1 protein-coding gene is annotated in these 1,003 nt (G+C 51.6%); it reads left to right on the top strand.

From position 1 onward, the window contains the following. A protein-coding gene (locus ACO0LK_RS26960; RefSeq protein ID WP_422980602.1) for an IS3 family transposase occupies window positions 1-1,003 on the top strand; the annotation gives its coding sequence in 2 pieces (ribosomal slippage) (window positions 1-232 and window positions 232-1,003; 1,004 coding nt annotated over the 2 pieces). This gene is flagged as partial in the annotation.

Here is a 1,003-nt window from a genome sequence, read left to right as displayed (position 1 = left end):
GATAGCCAGATTATCGCCATATTGAAACAGGCAGAAGCAGGCTCACCAGTGCCGGAACTATGCCGTGAACATGGTATCAGTGGAGCCACATTCTATAAGTGGAGGTCCAAATTTGGCGGTATGGATGCCTCCCTGATGGCCAGAATGAAGGAACTGGAGGACGAGAACCGGCGGCTCAAAAAGATGTATGCCGAAGAGAAACTCAAGGCGGAGATCATCGCGGAGGCCATGCAAAAAAAGTGGTAAAGCCATCTCAGCGGCGCGAGATGGCGCGATGGGCGGTCCAACAACATGCTGTCAGCATACGTACAGCCTGCGCAGCCTTTGCCGTCAGCCAGGTCTGCTATCGGTATGAAGCCAGGCTGTCTTCAGAAAACAAGAAGATAGAAGACTGGCTAATACGCTTGACGCACAATCAGCGCAATTGGGGCTTTGGTTTGTGTTTCCTGTATCTGCGCAATGTGCAGGGCTACACCTGGAACCACAAGCGGGTATATCGCATCTATCGCCAGTTGGAGTTGAATTTACGAATCAAACCCAAAAAGCGGCTTAGCAGAGACAAACCACAGGCTCTGGCGCAGCCTGCAGGAATGAATCAGGTCTGGTCCATGGACTTCATGCATGACCAACTGGCCGATGGTCGTAGTATCCGTTTATTCAATGTGATAGACGACTACAACCGCGAGGGTTTGGGCATTGAGGTCGACTTCTCACTACCGACGGTGCGTGTTATACGTGCTTTGGACAACATCATAGAATGGCGCGGGAAACCGATGGCGATACGGTGCGACAATGGTCCAGAATTCATCAGCACCCACTTGATAGCCTGGGCGGAGCGACGCGGGATCAGGATTGAATATATCCAGCCAGGGAAACCACAGCAAAACGCCTACGTCGAACGCTACAACCGGACCGTGCGTTACGATTGGTTAGCCCATCATCTGTTTGATACTGTGAATGAAGTGCAGGATTTCGCCACACGATGGCTTTGGACGTACAATCA

Origin of the sequence: Undibacterium sp. Ji49W (assembly GCF_049340205.1) — a bacterium.
In the GTDB taxonomy this organism is placed as follows: Bacteria; Pseudomonadota; Gammaproteobacteria; order Burkholderiales; family Burkholderiaceae_D; genus Undibacterium.
The sequence above is the reverse complement of the archived record's forward strand: the minus strand, read 5'-3'. Positions and strand labels throughout refer to the sequence as shown.